The 17,873-nt window shown below is 47.6% G+C and carries 10 protein-coding genes; 7 read left to right on the top strand and 3 right to left on the bottom strand.

Annotated features, from left to right (window positions below; genetic code table 11):
* Positions 1 to 27 precede the first annotated feature (27 nt).
* Positions 28 to 531, bottom strand: a complete 504-nt coding sequence (gene queF / locus D0S45_07550) for an NADPH-dependent 7-cyano-7-deazaguanine reductase QueF (protein ID TIH17013.1) — start codon at positions 529 to 531, stop codon at positions 28 to 30.
* A gap of 255 nt (positions 532 to 786) precedes the next feature.
* On the opposite strand from queF, the gene D0S45_07545 reads away from it, so the two are divergent.
* From D0S45_07545 to D0S45_07535, 3 genes are all read left to right on the top strand, one after another.
* Positions 787 to 1,425, top strand: a complete 639-nt coding sequence (locus D0S45_07545) for a VUT family protein (protein ID TIH17012.1) — start codon at positions 787 to 789, stop codon at positions 1,423 to 1,425.
* A gap of 113 nt (positions 1,426 to 1,538) precedes the next feature.
* Entirely contained in the window at positions 1,539 to 2,639 is a 1,101-nt protein-coding gene (locus D0S45_07540; GenBank protein TIH17011.1) for a sugar ABC transporter substrate-binding protein, read from the top strand.
* Between the two features lie 12 nt (positions 2,640 to 2,651).
* Positions 2,652 to 5,327 (top strand): PAS domain S-box protein, encoded by a 2,676-nt coding sequence (locus D0S45_07535; protein ID TIH17010.1) that lies wholly within the window; start codon positions 2,652 to 2,654, stop codon positions 5,325 to 5,327.
* A gap of 1 nt (position 5,328) precedes the next feature.
* Here D0S45_07535 and D0S45_07530 read toward each other — a convergent pair whose 3' ends face one another.
* Positions 5,329 to 6,240, bottom strand: a complete 912-nt coding sequence (locus D0S45_07530) for a diguanylate cyclase (GenBank protein ID TIH17009.1) — start codon at positions 6,238 to 6,240, stop codon at positions 5,329 to 5,331.
* Positions 6,241 to 6,245: 5 nt separating this feature from the next.
* Positions 6,246 to 11,315 (bottom strand): response regulator, encoded by a 5,070-nt coding sequence (locus D0S45_07525; GenBank protein TIH17008.1) that lies wholly within the window; start codon positions 11,313 to 11,315, stop codon positions 6,246 to 6,248.
* A gap of 152 nt (positions 11,316 to 11,467) precedes the next feature.
* On the opposite strand from D0S45_07525, the gene D0S45_07520 reads away from it, so the two are divergent.
* The 4 genes from D0S45_07520 (at position 11,468) to alr (ending at position 17,662) form a co-directional block, all read left to right on the top strand.
* Complete coding sequence (locus D0S45_07520; GenBank protein TIH17007.1) at positions 11,468 to 13,090, top strand: AAA family ATPase; 1,623 nt, start codon at positions 11,468 to 11,470, stop codon at positions 13,088 to 13,090.
* Between the two features lie 521 nt (positions 13,091 to 13,611).
* Positions 13,612 to 14,733 carry an alanine dehydrogenase gene (gene ald, locus D0S45_07515; protein TIH17006.1) on the top strand — a complete coding sequence of 374 codons (1,122 nt, stop codon included), beginning with the start codon at positions 13,612 to 13,614 and terminating at the stop codon, positions 14,731 to 14,733.
* 242 nt (positions 14,734 to 14,975) lie between these two features.
* Positions 14,976 to 16,370 (top strand): sodium:alanine symporter family protein, encoded by a 1,395-nt coding sequence (locus D0S45_07510; GenBank protein TIH17005.1) that lies wholly within the window; start codon positions 14,976 to 14,978, stop codon positions 16,368 to 16,370.
* A gap of 146 nt (positions 16,371 to 16,516) precedes the next feature.
* Complete coding sequence (alr, locus tag D0S45_07505) at positions 16,517 to 17,662, top strand: alanine racemase (GenBank protein ID TIH17004.1); 1,146 nt, start codon at positions 16,517 to 16,519, stop codon at positions 17,660 to 17,662.
* Positions 17,663 to 17,873 lie beyond the last annotated feature (211 nt).

Here is a 17,873-nt window from a genome sequence, read left to right as displayed (position 1 = left end):
ATCATTCAATATTGCACCTAAAGAAAACTAGGCCGAATGTCTACCGGATTCCATTTTCCATTCACGGACAGTTTCCCGAACCTCTTCATACTGAGCACTCTCTTTATTATAATGCTCAGCAAAAACGTGCAGCCCGGTACCGCCACGAGGAGAGAAAATCCCTTTGACCCTCATCCATAGTGGAGAAAGGCGACCCACGAAATGGTCGAGAATATTGTTGGTGATAGTTTCCATGAAGGACTGGTGGTTGCGGTAGGCCCCCATGTAAAGTTTGAAACTCTTGGATTCCACACAGAGTTCATCGGGGATGTATTCCACTATAATAGTGGCGAAATCCGGCTGCCCGGTTACCGGACAAAGGGAAGTATACTCCGGGAATTCAATGCTGATGATGTAAGGCCTGCCCGGAAAATTATTCGGGAAAGTCTCAAGAATTTCAGGACCCGGAGTATCATAATTGTACTTTGTAGCACCGGCCTGACCGAGGGAGACAAGAGCTTCGGTCTTGTCCTGACTTTTTGTTGTTTTCACAGTGATCTTCTCCATAGATAAACAGTCTAATCTGAAAAGTGCCTTAATCGAGTCCCGGCTGTTAGCAGCTTGCCCGCTAAAAGAAAACCTTCATGGGACCATATTTCTATTTTGACTTTTCACCCAAATGCTGGCACCCCTGCACCCTGAACATTTGCCCCGAAACGGAACAGTCGAGGCGCGGGACTTTCTCCCTTTTGCTCGTGTCGGGCGGTATCCGTTTCAAAACAAGAACATCCAACACAAGGGAATCCAATGCTCTCTTCTACATTTGAACGCAAAGCGTTCACTCTTCTCACGAGCCTTTTCATCGGCTCGCTGGTCATGGCCGCAGTTGTATCAACCAAGATCATCAACATCTTCGGGTTTTACGCTCCCGCCGGAGTTCTCGCTTACTCCGTCACTTTTATTGTCTCAGATATCATCAGCGAAATCTGGGGAAAGGAACGGGCAAACGAAGTCATCCATTGCGGATTCTTCGCCCTGCTCACCGCCATCGTCCTGTCATGGGCCGCACTGCACTGGACACCCGCGCCCTTCTGGCACGGACAGGAAGGTTTTGCCAGTGTGCTCGGCAACACCCCGCGCATTGTTCTGGCCTCCCTCATCGCCTATCTGGTCAGCCAGACCAATGATGTCTGGCTCTTTCACCTGCTGCGCAGAATAACCAAAGGAAACCATCTTTGGCTACGTAACAACCTTTCGACCATTGTATCCCAGCTCATTGATTCAACCATCTTTGTTACCATAGCTTTCTACGGGGTCATGCCCGTTACCGACATCATAATCGGTCAATGGGTCGCCAAAGTCTGCATTGCCTTTCTGGACACCCCGTTGGTCTATGCCGGAGTGAGTCTGCTCAGACAGCGCACACCGCAAGCCGCAGCCACCTAATCCCTCTGCCTGATAAGGATCTCCGGGAACCGAGTTCCCGGAGTTACATTTGCCAGCCATTCTGATATACTACTTCCATATTTTCCAAATAACACTGAAATATGGAGACAGTAATGAGTCTCAAACGATTCCTCACCGTCATAACACTCTTTTTCATTCTGCTTCCCACCATCCCGGTCGAAGCCGGGAAATACTATACCCTCGACGAATATATCAAATTACATCCCGGTGAAAAATTTCTAGAAAAAAATTTTAATAAACTTGTTAAAAATAATTATGTTAAACGGCTGGACCAACAATTCAGCCCTGAAATAGCTGTTGTATGTCCGGGAAAACAGATATCCGACTACTGGCGCAGAAGCTGTAGATCTTTCGAAAACAGGCTCAAGCAATACGGCGTCCACCCCCGCATTCATAAATTTTTCATCAAACCGACCGACACATTGGCCAAACAGTCCGCAGCTTTCCAAAAAGCCCTGGAAACTAATCCTGATTATCTGGTTTTTACCCTTGATGCCTCACGCCATCAACGGATGATCGAATCGATCCTCATCACCGGAAAGCCGAAAGTAATACTCCAGAACATCACCACCCCGCTTAAAATCTGGGAAGGTAAACAGCCGTTCATGTATGTAGGATTCGACCATGCGCAAGGATCGCAAATGCTCGCAAAATACTTTGCCCGCAAAACCGGAGGACACGGCAAGTATGCAATATTCCTCCCGGACCCCGGGTATCTGAACAAAGAAAGGGGGGAAACTTTCATTTCACACATGGACAACTACACCTCCCTGAAATTAGTTGCAGTATTCCGCACTGGAATCGACAAAGAGAAAGCCCGACTGGCAGCAATAAGGATTGCTGAACACCACCCAGACATTAAATTCATATATGCCTGCTCCACCGACATAGCCCTCGGAGCCATTGAAGGGTTGCGGGAAAAAGGAATGCTGGACCGGATCATGGTTAACGGCTGGGGCGGAGGGTCACCGGAAATAGAAGCAATTAAAAAAGGAGAGATGGAAGTCACGGTGATGCGCATCAACGATGACAGCGGGGTCGCTATGGCTGATGCTATCGTTCTTGATATGCTTGAAAAAAAATCTCAAATCCCCCTTGTATTTTCCGGCAGGTTTGAAATACTGGATAAAAGAGTAAGTCCAAAACGGCTGCAACAGTTGCAACAAGAGAGCTTCCGTTACTCCGGAAACTAAAAGGAATCGTCAATGAAGCTTTTTTCCCAAAAAGCCCCCGGACTGACAATACAACTGCTGACACCGATGCTGGCTCTGGTGGTTGTCATGGGAATTTTTATATTTTCATGGTCTTTCTACCTGTCCAAAACCACCCTTGAAACCGAACTCACCATTGATATTGAAAAAACCGAGAGCATTGTCTCCCTTTCCTTGAACAACACCCTTGAAGATATCAAGGATGACCTCATCGAAATGACTATGAATGCCGATTTCAGGGGCGCAATAGTTACTGGGGACAGTGAAACCCTTGACCAGAATCTATACGAATTCATGAATTCACGGCAGGGCTACCTGCTGGATGTCCTGACCATATACCGGGACGGCCGTAACTGGGTTGAAGCCGGGGTAATTGAATTGCCCATCGTGCAGTTGCGCAACAAATTTAAAAACACCATGAGTTCATCCCCGGCCTGGGGCTATCTTTCCTTCAGGTCATTGAACAGCATCCGGACCATGCTGGTTTGCGCAGTTCCGGTTTTCAATGAACACACCGGAGAAGTTTCCGGTATTCTATACGGCGGAATAGACCTGAACTCTAATGTATCTTTCATTGACCGGCTTAAAAAAGTTTCCACCGCGATCAATGCAGCTCTTGTCAGCAGGCATAGACTCATCATCAGCACCTCCAATCCGTCCAAAACCGAAATGAAGAAACTTATCGATTGGACTCTGGGCATCACGCCGGGGGAATTTAAAATTGATGAGGAAGTCATATACTCTACCATCCAGCTGCTTCCGCAACAGGTGGACAGTCCCCTGCTGTTCAGTTTTTCAAGAACAAATCCGTCCTTCCAGTCCTTGAAAAAGAACTACATGCTAAATTTGGGAATACTTCTCTCACTGGCAACAGTTTTGGCCATCTTCACCGCCTGGGGCCTGCAAAAAAGGATACTTAAAGCCCTGAAAATGCTGACCAATTACTCCTTAAACGTAGCATCAGGAGAACGAGAAACAAATTTCACTCAAGGTCAGGTCAAAGAATTCAATCAGTTAGGTCTGATGCTGGAAAATATGGTTTCAAAGCTTGATGAAAACAGTGCATACATTTCCAAACTGTTTTCATCTGCAAAAGCTCCCATCATAAACTGCAACACAGTCGGAACCATTCTGGATATGAACCCGGCGGCAGCCAATCTTGCCAGATTTGAAAACAATCAGGCCCAGAACAAATCATTGGACTCTTTCTTCGCCAGTGATTTTCATGAAACAGTAAGCCATGCTTTACATCAGGCGGTAAAAGAGGGATTCACCCCGGTTCTGGAATTACCGGTTCACCCTGACGGCGAAGAAAAAAAATATTTCATCTGGACCTTTTCTCCAGTCCGCATGGACCCCGCAGAGGAGGCCGACTTTATTCTCTTACAGGGACTTGATGTCACCGAAAGCAGAAAAGCGACTCAAAAAGCCCAGGAAAGCGAAGCAAGGTTGCGCCAGATCATCGACCTGCTGCCACAAGAGATTTTTGCCAATGACCTTGACGGAAAATTCCTGCTGGTCAACAGCATCAAAGCTGAAAAAATGGGCATTCCAGCTGGAAATATTACCGGAAAATTCCTTCCTGAAATCATTTCAGATCCGGTGGAAGTAACCCGCATTCTGGAAGATGACCGCATGGTCATTGAAAGGAATGAAAAATTGCTCACTGAAGAAAGCTACCGGGATGAAAAACGCATAACCCACTGGATCGAAACAACCCGTGTGCCCTATACTACTGCCGAGAACAACACCCCGGCCATTCTGACCATCTCCTCGAATATCTCCCGCATTAAGGAAGTCGAGCAGGAGCTAAAATCCCTGAACAAAGAACTGGTGGAAAGGGTTACCATGAGAACCACAGAACTAGAGAATGCCAACACCGCCCTGCTGAAATCCATGGACGAACTACGCCAGACTCAGGACAAACTGGTTGAAACGGAAAAAATGGCTTCTTTAGGGGAACTGGTTGCCGGGGTTGCCCATGAAATCAACACTCCACTTGGAATCAGCGTAACCAGTGCTTCTTTCATAATAGAACTGACTGAAAACCTTCAAAATAATTTTGAATCCGGCACAATGAAAAAGTCGGATCTTGAAAAGTTTCTGAACACAGGCAGCGAAGCCCTCGACAACATAATGAAAAACCTGAAACGTTCGGCAACACTGATCAGTAACTTCAAACAGCTGGCAGTGGATCAGGCTTCCGACGACATCAGGCAAGTCAACTTGCACGAATACATTCAAGGAATTCTGCTGTCATTAAAACCTAAATTCAAGGAATATAAACACGAATTGACAGTGGATTGTCCCAAGGGAATGGAAGTCAATATTTCGCCGGGTTCACTCATGCAGGTCATAACGAATATTATAACCAACTCTCTGACCCACGCCTTCCCGGACATGGAGACAGGGCAAATCTCCATCACTGCCGAGCGTAGCGGTAAAGGGGTAAAGCTGATCTTTGCCGATAATGGTATCGGCATGGGAACGGAACAGGTTCAGAAAGTATTTGAGCCGTTTTACACCACAGCCAGAAGTTCGGGAAATACCGGACTGGGCATGCATCTGGTCTACAACCTTGTTACCAGAGCACTGAACGGTACAATTGAATGTAGCAGTAATCCCGGAGAAGGAACTTCGTATGAAATATGGTTTCCGGAAGGAAAATAAATCAGGTCAGATCAGTCCAGATAACCATATTCCGACCTCTGCGCTTGGCTTCGTAAAGCATGGAATCGGCACCCACAGTTAAATCCTGCGCTTTTGAAAAAGAAGACGGCACCACAGTCACCCCTCCCAGACTAACAGTCAGCACATTGCTAACTGAAGAATGCTCGTGTTTGATGTCCAGCTCTGAAATCAGGACCCTGATCTTTTCCGCAATGTACCTGCCGCCGTCAGAATCCGTTTCAGGCAACAGAAGCACAAACTCCTCTCCTCCGTAACGGGCCGCAATATCCGCAGGACGCTGGACCTCGGCTTGCAATACATCGGCTACCTTTTTCAGAACCTCGTCCCCGGCAGTATGACCGTAATTGTCGTTGTATTGCTTAAAACAGTCCACATCAAGCATGGCTAACGACATTTTATCCCCGGAACGGCTGCACCGTCGCCACTCCCGGTCAAGGGCAAGCTCAAAACTCCTGCGGTTGGGCATCTCGGTAAGACCATCCAGATTGGCAAGCCCTTCCAGAAGCTTGCGCTGCCTTGCAATGGTCAGGTGATTCTTGACCCTTGCCTTGACTATGGTCGGATGAAAAGGCTTGCGGATATAGTCAACAGCCCCCATTTCAAGGCCTCTGGCCTCGTCATGTTCGGAATCAAGAGCAGTGATGAATATGACCGGAATCCCCTTGGTTTCATCAGAAGACTTGATCTTACGCAGGACTTCGTATCCGTCCAATTCAGGCATAAGTACATCCAACAGAACCAGATCCGGAGGATTATCCGAATTAACCCGGTCAAGAGCCTGATTTCCATTTTTAGCAAGCACAACTTTATAATCCTGCCGCAGCAGATCCGAAAGGACATTGAGATTCAGACGCTCATCATCAACAATAAGAATTTTAGATCTCTCTTCCATTACTCTTACCCTTCATCCAAAGTAATATTCAATTCATCCGCAATACGTTCAAGCATGGCCCGCCCGTCATCAAAATCAAAATTATCAATATAACGTGTAAGCTCAGCAAGTCGATCTTCAAAACGTTCCAGATAAAAATGACCACGCAATTCGTCAAGAACATCACCGGACTCGGCATCGCCTTCACCAAGCATTATATACAGCTTGTTAATCAGATTAAAACTTTTTTCTTCATCATACACATACTCACGGGAATCATCTCCACTGATAATATTAACATTTTCCAACCCGCAAGCCACTAGTTCAAGCTCAGTAACAAAAAGCTTAAAGTCATCTTCGTAACCGCCGAAATTCTCATCACGGAGGTCACCTTCCAGAATACGGCAAAGTTCATAAAGTCTTGCAGCTCCGATGTTCCCGGCGACACCTTTCAGGGAATGAATACTCAGCAAGGCCTGTTCCTTACCGGATTCGGCAAGTATATGTGCCAATTCCTCGGAAAAACCGGAATAACGCTCCCTGAACCCCTGCAACACTTTTAAGTAGCTGTCCCGCCTGCCTCCGATATTTCGCAATCCTTTTGCGCAGTCTATTCCGGGTAGATCAGGAAGGCTGTCTTCCATGCCCACGGCAACACATAAATTCGGCACATAGGTTGTTTCTTCGGCGTCAAGGTACCTACACAAAGCCCTCTTCAATTCATCCGGGTCTATGGGCTTGGTCAAATGCTCATTCATACCGGCTTCAAAACTTTTCTCCTTGTCCTCCGGCATCGCATGGGCGGTCATAGCCAGAATAGGCAGGTTGGCGTAGCGTTCGTCAGAACGAATTATCTTAGCAGCAGTAAGTCCGTCCATTTCCGGCATCTGAATATCCATGAGAACAAGATTGTATGCCTCCACTTCCAAAGCATTCAGGGCTTTGCGCCCATTTCCAGCCACGTCAACGTCAAGCCCCATGCCTTCAAGTATTCTCCGCGCAACCTGCTGGTTGAGTTCATTGTCTTCAACAAGTAAAATTTTCGGCTTCTTCTCTGCAAAATCAAGTTCAAAACCAACCGACGCTTCGTCGACTGGGAGGACTGTCCGCTCACCTTCATTGAACTCTCCAAACAAAGCTGCATGCAATGATACGCGGGAGACCGGACGAGACACAAAACCGTCAACCCCCATAAGAGCGGCTTCCCTGCGAAAAGATTCATCCACATTGACAGGAATCATCAACATAACCGGGACATCTCCCAACTCAGGAATCCCTCTAATGCGATCCACAGTATCAAGAACGGGCATATCCAGCAGTTTCCCGGACAGGAGGATCAATCCGATTCCTTCCCTACCCGCATGCTCTGCAAGCCTTTCAAGGGCAGCTGAGGCAGAACTATCCACAGCAACACTAAAGCCTGATCTTTCCAGTATAGAGCGTAGAAACTCCCGGGCCAGTCCATTACTCTCAATTACAAGTGCCTTAAGCCCCTCTTTCCCGGCAGGCAAAACCCTTTCGCTACCTTTATCCGCGGCAGACAACTGCACGGTAAAATAGAAAGAGCTTCCTACTCCGGGCAGGCTCTCCACACTGACAGTTCCGCCCATCAATTCTACAAGCGAACGGGCAATAGCCAGCCCCAATCCGGTTCCGCCATATTTACGGGTAGTTGACGCATCCGCCTGAGTGAAAGAATTAAAAAGCAAGGAAACTTCCTCGCTGCTCAAGCCGATGCCGCTGTCCCGGACAATAAATTTGATCCGGGCTTCAGCTGTGCAATTTTCTTCACAGGAGACAATCAGGTTGACCTCTCCTTTCTCGGTAAACTTAACCGCATTGTTAACAAGATTTGTCAGCACCTGCTCCAGACGCAACGGGTCACCGCGCAACGTAAAAGGAACCTCCGGTTCAACGGAAAGGACAAAGTCAATCCCTTTGAGTTCCGCTTTGACCGCGACCATGTTGCATATTTTTTCAAGCACATGATCCAACTTGAATTCAACATCTTCAAGTACAAATTTACCGGCCTCAATCTTTGAAAAGTCGAGAATATCGCCTATAATGGAGAGTAAGGAGTCAGCCGAGGACATCATCTTATCCAGATTTTCGCGTTGAGCTGGATCAAGATCGGCCCCCTGCATCAAATGACCGAATCCGATAATACTGTTCATGGGCGTACGGATTTCATGACTCATATTGGCGAGGAACTCGGACTTGGCATGAGTAGCAGCCTCCGCAGCGAGCCTTGCCCGGTTAAGCTCATTCTCCACCCGCCTGCGCTCTGTTACATTACGCATACACTCAACAGCACCGACAATCTTCCCGGAATGATCACGCAACGGCCCGGCAACCCCCCAAAAATATGCACCCAATCCCTTGAAAGCCCTAGGAGTATAAACCTCTCCGTAAAGCATCTCGGAATGACGCTCCAAAGACTCATACCTGTCGGTCAAAGGCTCAAGGTCATCTCTAAGGGCAAAATCGATAAGGATCGGCCTGCGTTCACCGTAAAAAGGCAGTGCATATTCATAATCTCCCCTGCCGATCATGTCTTTCTTGCTGACCCCGCTAACCTCTTCAACCGCTTTATTCCAGGCCAGCACAACCCCGTCACTGTCAATAACGATGGTCGGGTCAGGTAAAAATTCAACAATATCATTCAAACGCTGATAGGAATCCTGCAATTCCTTTTCACTCAATCGCTTGCGGGTCACATCACGAAAACTCCAAACCCTGCCGACAACATCAGAACCTATGCGCTGGGGATTGGAATATTTTTCAATGATCCTGCCGTCCTTGAGTATAAGTTCCTCAACCTGCCCGGACTCGGATTCAAGGGAATAATCCCACAATCCGCTAACGGCACTGTCCTTCTTCATCTGATCAGCAATATATCCGAATACATCCGAAACCACACCCGACCGAAGAACATGCTCTGAAATATTCCACATAGTAGAAAACCGAGTATTCCAGGCCACTACCTGTCCGTAACCGTCCACCGCAAGAATCCCGTCCGCAGAGGATTCAATCGTTGCGGTCAAAAGCGAGACCGACCGTTCAATTTCTTCCTTGGTACGACGTTTTTCAGTAACATCACTCAAGGTAGCCTGAATCAGTGAATCGCCGCTTATAACCATCTTTCGAGCACGGACACTTGCAAAAAACTCCTCCCCGTCCAGCCGTCGACAAACAATGTCAAAGTCACGCCCCCCGGCATCAACAGTAGTCCTGACCCATTCAGCCAGCAGAATATCGGACGGCTCCCCGTCAAGCTGGTTAGGAGAAAGAAGACTCTCCGGGCGATGTGAAAGCAACTCTTCCTCGGACCCGCAACGAAACATGGCTACAGCTTCAGGGTTAGCGCTTATAAAATTATAATTAAGATCCATCAGCAAAATGGCGTCACTGGCATTATCAAAAACGGCCCTATACTTGATTTCCCTTTCCTTCAAGGCCTTGTTCTGTTCCCGCCTCTGCTCCAGAAGATAGATACGTTCAAGAGCAAATCCCACATAAGTGGAAAGAAAAAGCAGTACTTCAAAATCCCTTTCATCAAGAGGTTCTTTGTCACTGTAGGTCTGAACGGCCATAACCCCGACAACATCCCCTTGAAGCTTCAAGGGAACGCCAAGCCAGATTTTACACTCAGATCCGAGAAGTCCATACTCGCCCTCTCCACGAAGTTGCATACGGGTAGCCAAATCTCCGAACAGGGGCTCGCCAGTCCTGACAACATAGTCAGTCAATCCGATCCCCAATTTCCTGGGTGCCGGTGCGGATTCTGTTTCATCAGAAAAATATGGAAAACTTATTATCTCAGTTTCCCTGTCATAGGCAGCAATGTAAAAATTGCGGGCATGCATCAGCTTGTTAACCTGTCCCTGCACAATGGAATAAAATTCATCAATGCCAGAAACCCGGCTCACTGACAGAGCTATCTCGTATAGGATATTATGAACCTCTTCCATGCGACGTCGCTGAGCAACTTCCTTGTTCAGAGATTCATTCAGTCTGAACAGCTTGCGATTCCAAAATATAATAGTGGCAAGCGCCATGACAAGAAACACGAAAAGCAATATAATTTCATTATAATCAGCGTCTTGTTCATAACGCACGTCAAACCATTTCTTTCGGATTTCACGATGAGAATCTTCGCTGATGGCAGCTAGGGCTTTATTGATTATTGAAAGAGCCTGAGGATAATCCGGAGACACACCTATACGGTGTTCAAAATCATACTTAGTTGTGCCTGCAATTTTAAGATTTTCCATTCCGAGCCTGTTCATATTATCGACCACAACAGCAAGGTGGCCCACAAAGGCGTCGACCTGTCCTTTAGTCAAAAGCAACAGCCCGTTCTTCACATCGGAAGTCCCAATCAGCTCAATCTTAGGAAAATTATCTTCTATATAGTGATAACTGGTATACGAATGTCCGGCAGCCACCCTTTTGCCATTCAACTGCGACAAATCACGAATAGTTCTGTACTTGTCCCGGGTAACTATGACCAATGGAAATGAGGCATACACATCTGAAAAAAGGACATCTTTTCCGACCATCTCCTCACGACTCAAGGCCGGGATAATGTCCAATTCCCCTTTTGTGTACCTCTGAAGCACATCAGCCCATGAAGAACTGGGAACGAACTCGAACTTTAAACCGGAAAGTGCAGAGACCATACTCATATAATCGGCAATAATCCCTTTGAACTGCCCATCCTCACCAACTATAGACAAAGGCTCCCAATTTACTTCACTGATCCGAAGCCTCACTCCGCTGCGGACAAAAGCCTCTTCTTCCGGGGTAAACTTTAAGGTAAGTAAGGATATATCTTGTTCTGCGGTCTCAGTCGGGACATCCGCAGAAATTGCGCTATAGGCGGGAAGAACAAACCCCAAAAGAAAAAAAAGGACGCAAAATATATGTAAACGACACGAAGTCACCTTGCCTAAAAGATGAAGAATCAATTTCACTATCCCCTCATAAAATAAAGGTTTGCAATACAATAGCAAAGTAGCATCACTAGGGGCAATGAACAAGGAAGGCTTGTTTTCTCGCAAACTTTCATTTCTAAACCCATTACGACTGCACATGGAAATGAAACATAACACCGGAAACAAAATATTACATAGATATTTTGCATCATAAAAAGCACTTAGGACATTGCGGTTCAAAAAGTTACCACACGCCCCTTTTCTTTCCACTTCTAAAAAGATACATTCACTTCCAAAGAGAGGGAAGCCATATGGTTGAAAACAAAAAGTATAAACTTCTGTTTAAGGACCGCATCGGGATTGTCTTCGACATCACAAAATTTATGCTGGAGCACAAGCTGAACATCGTCAGTATGGAAGTTGAGCAAAAAGATGGGTTTGCTCAGATTTCTGTAGAGATCGAAGGAGGACATTCCCTTGAGACCGAAGAAATGCTGAATCTCTTTTCAACCCTACCCGCCATTGACAGTCAGACCGAACTAAAACGGCTGCCGCAGGAAAAAAGGGAGAAATGGTTTCGCACCCTTTTTGACGGCATGAGCGAGGGCATTGTTTCCGTCAATTCCAAAGGCATGATCAATACAGCCAACAGCGTGGCCTGCCGCATTCTCAACACGCCATACGAAAGTCTAGTCAACACTTATGTTGGCGAAATTACGCCAAAAGACAACCTGCTTATAGAATGCATGCAGAAACGAATCCCGGTTAACAGAAGAAAAACCGCTATGACCAGCACCGGGCGGGTGGATTTCTACGGCTCAGCCAAACCTATCCATAATTCGCAGGGAAAATTCGTAGGAGCGGTCCTGCTCATGAAAGATTTACAGGAAGTAAAAGCCATGGTTGATGCGGTGATGACCCCCATCGATTTCAAATTTGACGACTTCATTGGTGAAAGCCCGGCTATTAAAAACCTGATTACCTTTGCCAAGCGCATTGCCGAACTGGACACCATTGTCTCCATCACAGGGGAAAGCGGCACAGGCAAGGAACTTTTCGCCCGGGCCATTCATTTTGAAAGCGGCAGACCCGGTCCATTCATTCCCATCAACTGTGCGGCCTTGCCGGAACAACTAATTGAAAGCGAACTTTTCGGATATGTTGACGGAGCCTTTACCGGAGCAAAAAAGAAAGGCAAACCCGGACTTTTTGAAGCCGCCCATAACGGAACTATCTTCCTTGACGAAATAGGCGACATGCCCCCCGGACCGCAGGCCAAAATCCTGCGAGTGTTGCAGGAAGGATGTGTACGCCGCATCGGCGGGGTCGAAGAAATTCCAGTCAATGCCAGAGTCATCACCGCCACCAATAAAAACCTGAACGACATGGTTGCCGCCGGGGACTTCCGGGAAGACCTTTTTTATCGAATCAACGTGTTGACCATCCAGATCCCCCCGTTACGGGAAAGACAGACAGACATAACACTCATGGCCGGGAAATTCTTGAACCGTTTCAACCGCAAGTTGGAAAAGAAAGAACAGACCATCGACACTTCCGGACTGAAAAAACTGATCACCTACAGCTGGCCGGGCAATGTTCGCGAACTTCAAAATGTAATTGAACGGGCTTCCATCTTCAGCGACTCCAATGAAATTTCTGCTGACTCCATCTACCTTAATTCCAAGCAATCCAATTGCGGGCAACAGTGTAAAGCAATCCCCACCACTGTGGACACAGGAATTTCTCTTAAAGAAATGATCGGCAAATATGAAACAAGAATACTTATTGAAGCCTTAAACTCTACTCCAAGCATACGCAAGGCGGCTAAAAAATTAAGTATATCACACACTGCCCTGCTCAAAAAGATTGAAAAGCATAAGCTGCGCAGTGAGAACAAAATCCTTCCCTGGCAGTCTGGAGCGTCCCTCAATTAATTCAACCCAAGCAAACGATCAGCCTTTTCAACATTAACGCACGACTCAGAAAGAATCTTATACCGTCCCCGCGACTCTCACCAACGAGCGCGGGGATTTTCTGTGGAATCTTTAGTTACCACTTATTATTCCTTGAGTCTGAACCGATCAATCCTGATTTCATGAAAAACATCATTCATGGCAACTTTTACTACCAACAATAAAAACTCCCTTAATTTAAGAACTTTATAAGGTAAAACACACACCAACCGGTAACATATCGGACCAACACCCCGTCTTCAAAATTCAATCTTAAAGTCGAGTTATTTTGTGAATATTCGCACAATATTTATATTGTTCTCTTAAACTTCCGGTTTCATGGATTTTTAACTTTGCTTCAATGCTCAATGCAACTGACTCAGCCTTTTTTGGCACACAGATTGCCATAGGGAAAACCAACCGAGAGTTCAGACTCTTTATTTTTCAACAAGATGCCCTGTCGTGATTGCAGGGCATAAACAAACAAATCAGGAGAGTTGGAAATGAAAGTTGGTATCTTGAAAGAAATCAAATCTGAAGAGAACAGAGTTTCCATGACACCCGCAGGTGTTGAAGTCATGATCGCAAACGGTCACGAGCTGTGGGTAGAAAAAACCGCCGGGGTAGGCAGCGGCTTCAGCGATGAAGATTACATTGCAGCCGGTGCCAAGATGATTGGCACCCCCGCTGAAATCTATGCGGAATGTGAAATGGTCATGCACGTTAAAGAACCGCAAGCTTCTGAATACGACATGGTCCGTGAAGACCAGATAGTTTTCACCTATTTCCACTTTGCTCCTGACGAGCCTCTGACCCGCGCATTCGTTAAAAACAAATCCATCGCCATCGCCTATGAAACAGTTGAAGGCCCCAAAGGTGACCTGCCCCTGCTGACACCCATGAGTGAAGTTGCAGGCCGCATGTCCATCCAGCAGGGTGCCAAGTACCTCGAACGCTATTACGGTGGACGCGGCATGCTCATGGGCGGCGTAACCGGTGTTACTCCCGCAAACGTTGTTGTTATCGGCGGTGGTGTTGTTGGTACCAACGCAGCACAGATGGCTTGCGGTCTGGGCGCCAAAGTAACTATTCTCGACATGAACCTCGAAAGACTGCGTTACCTCTCTGAAATCATGCCTAAGAACTGCTTCCCCATGATGAGCAGCCCCGCTCTGTTGCGTGAGCTGGTTCAGGAAGCTGACGTTGTTGTTGGTGCAGTTCTGGTTGCTGGCGCTAAAGCCCCCAAACTGGTTACCCGCGAAATGCTTAAAACCATGAAAGACGGTTCCGTAATCGTTGACGTTGCCATTGACCAGGGCGGTTGCTTTGAAACCTCCAAGCCCACCACCCACGGTGATCCCGTTTATGATGTTGAAGGCGTTATCCACTACTGCGTTGCCAACATGCCCGGTGCAGTGCCCATGACTTCCACCATGGCCCTGACCAACGCCACCCTGCCCTACGCTCTCCAGATCGCCAACAAGGGCTGGAAAAAAGCAGCACAGGATAGCCACGCAATCAAGACCGGTCTGAACATGGTCGGCGGCAAGGTAACCTACAAAGGCGTAGCTGATGCTTTTAACCTTGAGTTCACACCCGTTGAAGGCGTTCTTTACGACAACTAAAATATTAAAATCTGCTGACAATTCAGATTATTAAGTCACATCAGGAAGACTGTTGAGAAGGAGTTAGAAATAATTGCTTGAAATCACTGAAGCGGGGCGTAGCTGCATCTACGCCAGCTTCAGTGATTTTCAAGACACCCCACAGGAAAAAGATTGCGGCCTGCTCGCCGGCAACCTTTACACCGCAGATGGAGCTTTCTCGGCAGTCTGGGAGTAACCTGTAAAACTTACAAGGGGATGACATGGAAATTATGACTTTGCTGGACGGAATAGTTGGGAAAGTAGGAGCCTTTGCCTGGGGACCGCCCATGCTGGTCCTGCTCGTAGGAACCGGAGTATGGCTGACTTTTTCCCTGCGCGGTCTACAGTTCAGAAAACTGTGGTACGCCCTTTACCTTGCCCTTATTAAACGCAAAGAAGATACTGACGAACCCGGCGACATCACCCACTTTCAGGCCCTGATGACTGCCCTTTCCGCAACAGTCGGTACCGGTAACATCGCCGGTGTTGCAACCGCTATCGCAGTAGGTGGCCCCGGAGCACTGTTCTGGATGTGGATGACCGGCCTCGTAGGAATGGCGACCAAGTACGCGGAAGCTGTTCTGGCTGTTAAATACAGAGAAGTAGACGAAAACGGCGAAATGAGCGGTGGTCCCATGTACTACATATCCAAGGGCCTCAAAATGCCTTGGCTGGGAACCCTCTTTGCAATCTTCGCTTCCATCGCCGCCTTCGGAATCGGTAATATGGTTCAGTCCAACTCAGTTGCTGACGCTGTTGAAGCAACCTACGGCGTTTCGCCCTACATTACCGGCGGCCTGCTGACAATCCTGACCGCTGCCGTTATCCTCGGCGGTATCAAAAAGATCGGTAAAGTTACCGGACTGCTCGTCCCTGTCATGATCGTATTCTACATGGCTGGCGCAGCTTACATCATTCTGATCAACATCGCTGAAGTTCCCGCAGCCCTTGCTTTCATCGTAGAACAGGCTTTCAATCCCACTGCCGCAGTCGGCGGATTCGCAGGTTCCACCATCATGCTGGCTGTCCGCATGGGTGTTGCCCGCGGTGTATTCTCCAACGAATCAGGTCTCGGTAGTGCTCCTATTGCTGCAGCCGCAGCTCAGACCAAACAGCCCGTAACTCAGGCTCTGGTCTCCATGACCCAGACCTTCATCGATACCATCATAGTCTGTACCATGACCGGCCTCGTGCTAATCCTCACCGGAACTTGGTCCAGCGGTGCCACCGGCGCGGAACTGACCACAGTCGCTTTCGGAGCAGGTTTCAACGGCGGCGAACATGTTGTCACCATCGGCCTGATCCTTTTCGCCTACTCCACCATCCTCGGCTGGTGCTACTACGGTGAAAAGTCCATAGAATACCTGTTCGGTGTAAAGGCTGTACTGCCCTACCGCCTCGTATTCATATGCTTCGTAGGTGTCGGTGCCATCGCCAAGCTCAGCTTCGTATGGAACCTTTCCGATACCTTCAACGGTCTCATGGCAATCCCCAACCTTATAGGCCTCCTGCTGCTTACTCCGGTTGTTGTATCTGAAACCAAGAAGTACTTCGAAAGACAGGATGCAAAATCCCCAAAATTAGATCCCTCCGCTGCTACTGAAACTAAAAAGTAGTTTAAGTAGAAGCAAAAAACATACGGACCCCACACAGCACCTCTTCCGGGCGAATACCACCGTCCGGAAGGGTGCCAAAATAAGCCTCTTCAATTCCAAATTTGATCTGTACAAATGAGTGACATACAGAAGCAGCGAGGTAAGCTATGAAGAATCCAACCTCTTTCGCCCCGGTCTGGGCTGAAATTGACCTGAAATCCATCAGGCACAACTTCATGGAAGTTCAACGGCTTGTGAAACAGCAGTCTAAAATAATGACCGTTGTAAAAGCTGATGCATACGGGCACGGACTTGTAAATGTGGCTAGATGCCTAAGCACCGCCGGAACAGACTACTTCGCAGTGGCAAGACTTGATGAAGCCATAACACTTCGCAATCATGGCATTGAAGAACCGATCCTGATCCTCGGATACACTCCCCCGGAAGCAACAAAAGAACTGCGCAGGTACAACATAACCCAAGCCGTATTTTCAACTGACTACGGACTGCGGCTCAATGAACAGGCCCGGACCTGCGGAAAAATAAAGATACACATTAAAATTGATACCGGTATGGGCCGCCTGGGTCTTGTACACGAGACCATGAACGGCATGCTTCCGGAATCAGTAGCTGTAATCCACCAGCTCCCCCATCTGGAAACAGAAGGAATTTTCACCCACTTCGCAGCCAGCGATGAAGCGGACAAATCAAGTGCACTCAGCCAACTGAGACAGTTCAAAAATATCCTTGTAGATATTGAACAAAAAGGAATCCATATCCCCCTCAAACATGCTGCCAACAGTGCGGCTATTATCGATCTCCCGGAATCATATTTGGATATGGTCCGCCCCGGCATAATGCTTTACGGCCTTTACCCCTCAAGCGGAGTCCACCAGATCAATGCCGACCTGAAACCGGCTATGCAGCTCAAGGCCCGCATCGCACAGGTCAAAGAAGTTCCCGCAGGATTCAAAATCAGCTATGGTCATACGTATACAACTCCCTTCGCAACAAAATTGGCAACAATCCCTCTCGGTTATGCCGACGGATACAGACGGCAGCTATCATCCGCCGGAAAGGTGCTGGTTCACGGTAAACAAGCTCAGATAGTGGGCCGGGTCTGCATGGATCAGAGCGTCATAGACGTTGGTAAAATAAAGGATGTGCAGGCTGGGGACGAAGTAGTCATCATCGGGCGGCAAGAGAATGCAGTACTTTCAGCAGAAAGAATGGCCTGCGAGCTTGGAACCATCAATTACGAAATTGTTTCCACCCTCATGGCCAGAGTCCCCAGAGTCTACAAGGACACATAATTTCAACATAAATTTCTGATTAAAGCTTGTTAAATGCGCATTCCCTCAAAGACAGTGTGCACCGTTTCCGGACACAACTGCCGGAAACTAAAAGTTTTACTTAGGAAACAACTCTCCGGACTTACTGCGCATTTCCAAACCGCATTATGGAAACACGCTCCAAGAACCACGAGAGTCCATGGAAGTTCATGAAAATGGACATTGCCCGACG

Origin of the sequence: Marinifilum sp. JC120, assembly GCA_004923195.1 — a bacterium.
Lineage (GTDB): Bacteria > Desulfobacterota > Desulfovibrionia > Desulfovibrionales > Desulfovibrionaceae > Maridesulfovibrio.
Note: the sequence above shows the minus strand (reverse complement) of the source record. Positions and strands in the feature narration are given on the sequence as shown.

Coding starts and splice junctions, on each gene's coding strand:
- D0S45_07535 (TIH17010.1), top strand. CDS start 2,652: ATGAAGCTTTTTTCCCAAAAAGCCCCCGGACTGACAATACAACTGCTG.
- D0S45_07525 (TIH17008.1), bottom strand. CDS start 11,315: ATGTGCAGTCGTAATGGGTTTAGAAATGAAAGTTTGCGAGAAAACAAG.
- D0S45_07510 (TIH17005.1), top strand. CDS start 14,976: ATGGAAATTATGACTTTGCTGGACGGAATAGTTGGGAAAGTAGGAGCC.
- D0S45_07530 (TIH17009.1), bottom strand. CDS start 6,240: ATGGAAGAGAGATCTAAAATTCTTATTGTTGATGATGAGCGTCTGAAT.
- alr (TIH17004.1), top strand. CDS start 16,517: ATGAAGAATCCAACCTCTTTCGCCCCGGTCTGGGCTGAAATTGACCTG.
- D0S45_07545 (TIH17012.1), top strand. CDS start 787: ATGCTCTCTTCTACATTTGAACGCAAAGCGTTCACTCTTCTCACGAGC.
- D0S45_07520 (TIH17007.1), top strand. CDS start 11,468: ATGGTTGAAAACAAAAAGTATAAACTTCTGTTTAAGGACCGCATCGGG.
- D0S45_07540 (TIH17011.1), top strand. CDS start 1,539: ATGAGTCTCAAACGATTCCTCACCGTCATAACACTCTTTTTCATTCTG.
- ald (TIH17006.1), top strand. CDS start 13,612: ATGAAAGTTGGTATCTTGAAAGAAATCAAATCTGAAGAGAACAGAGTT.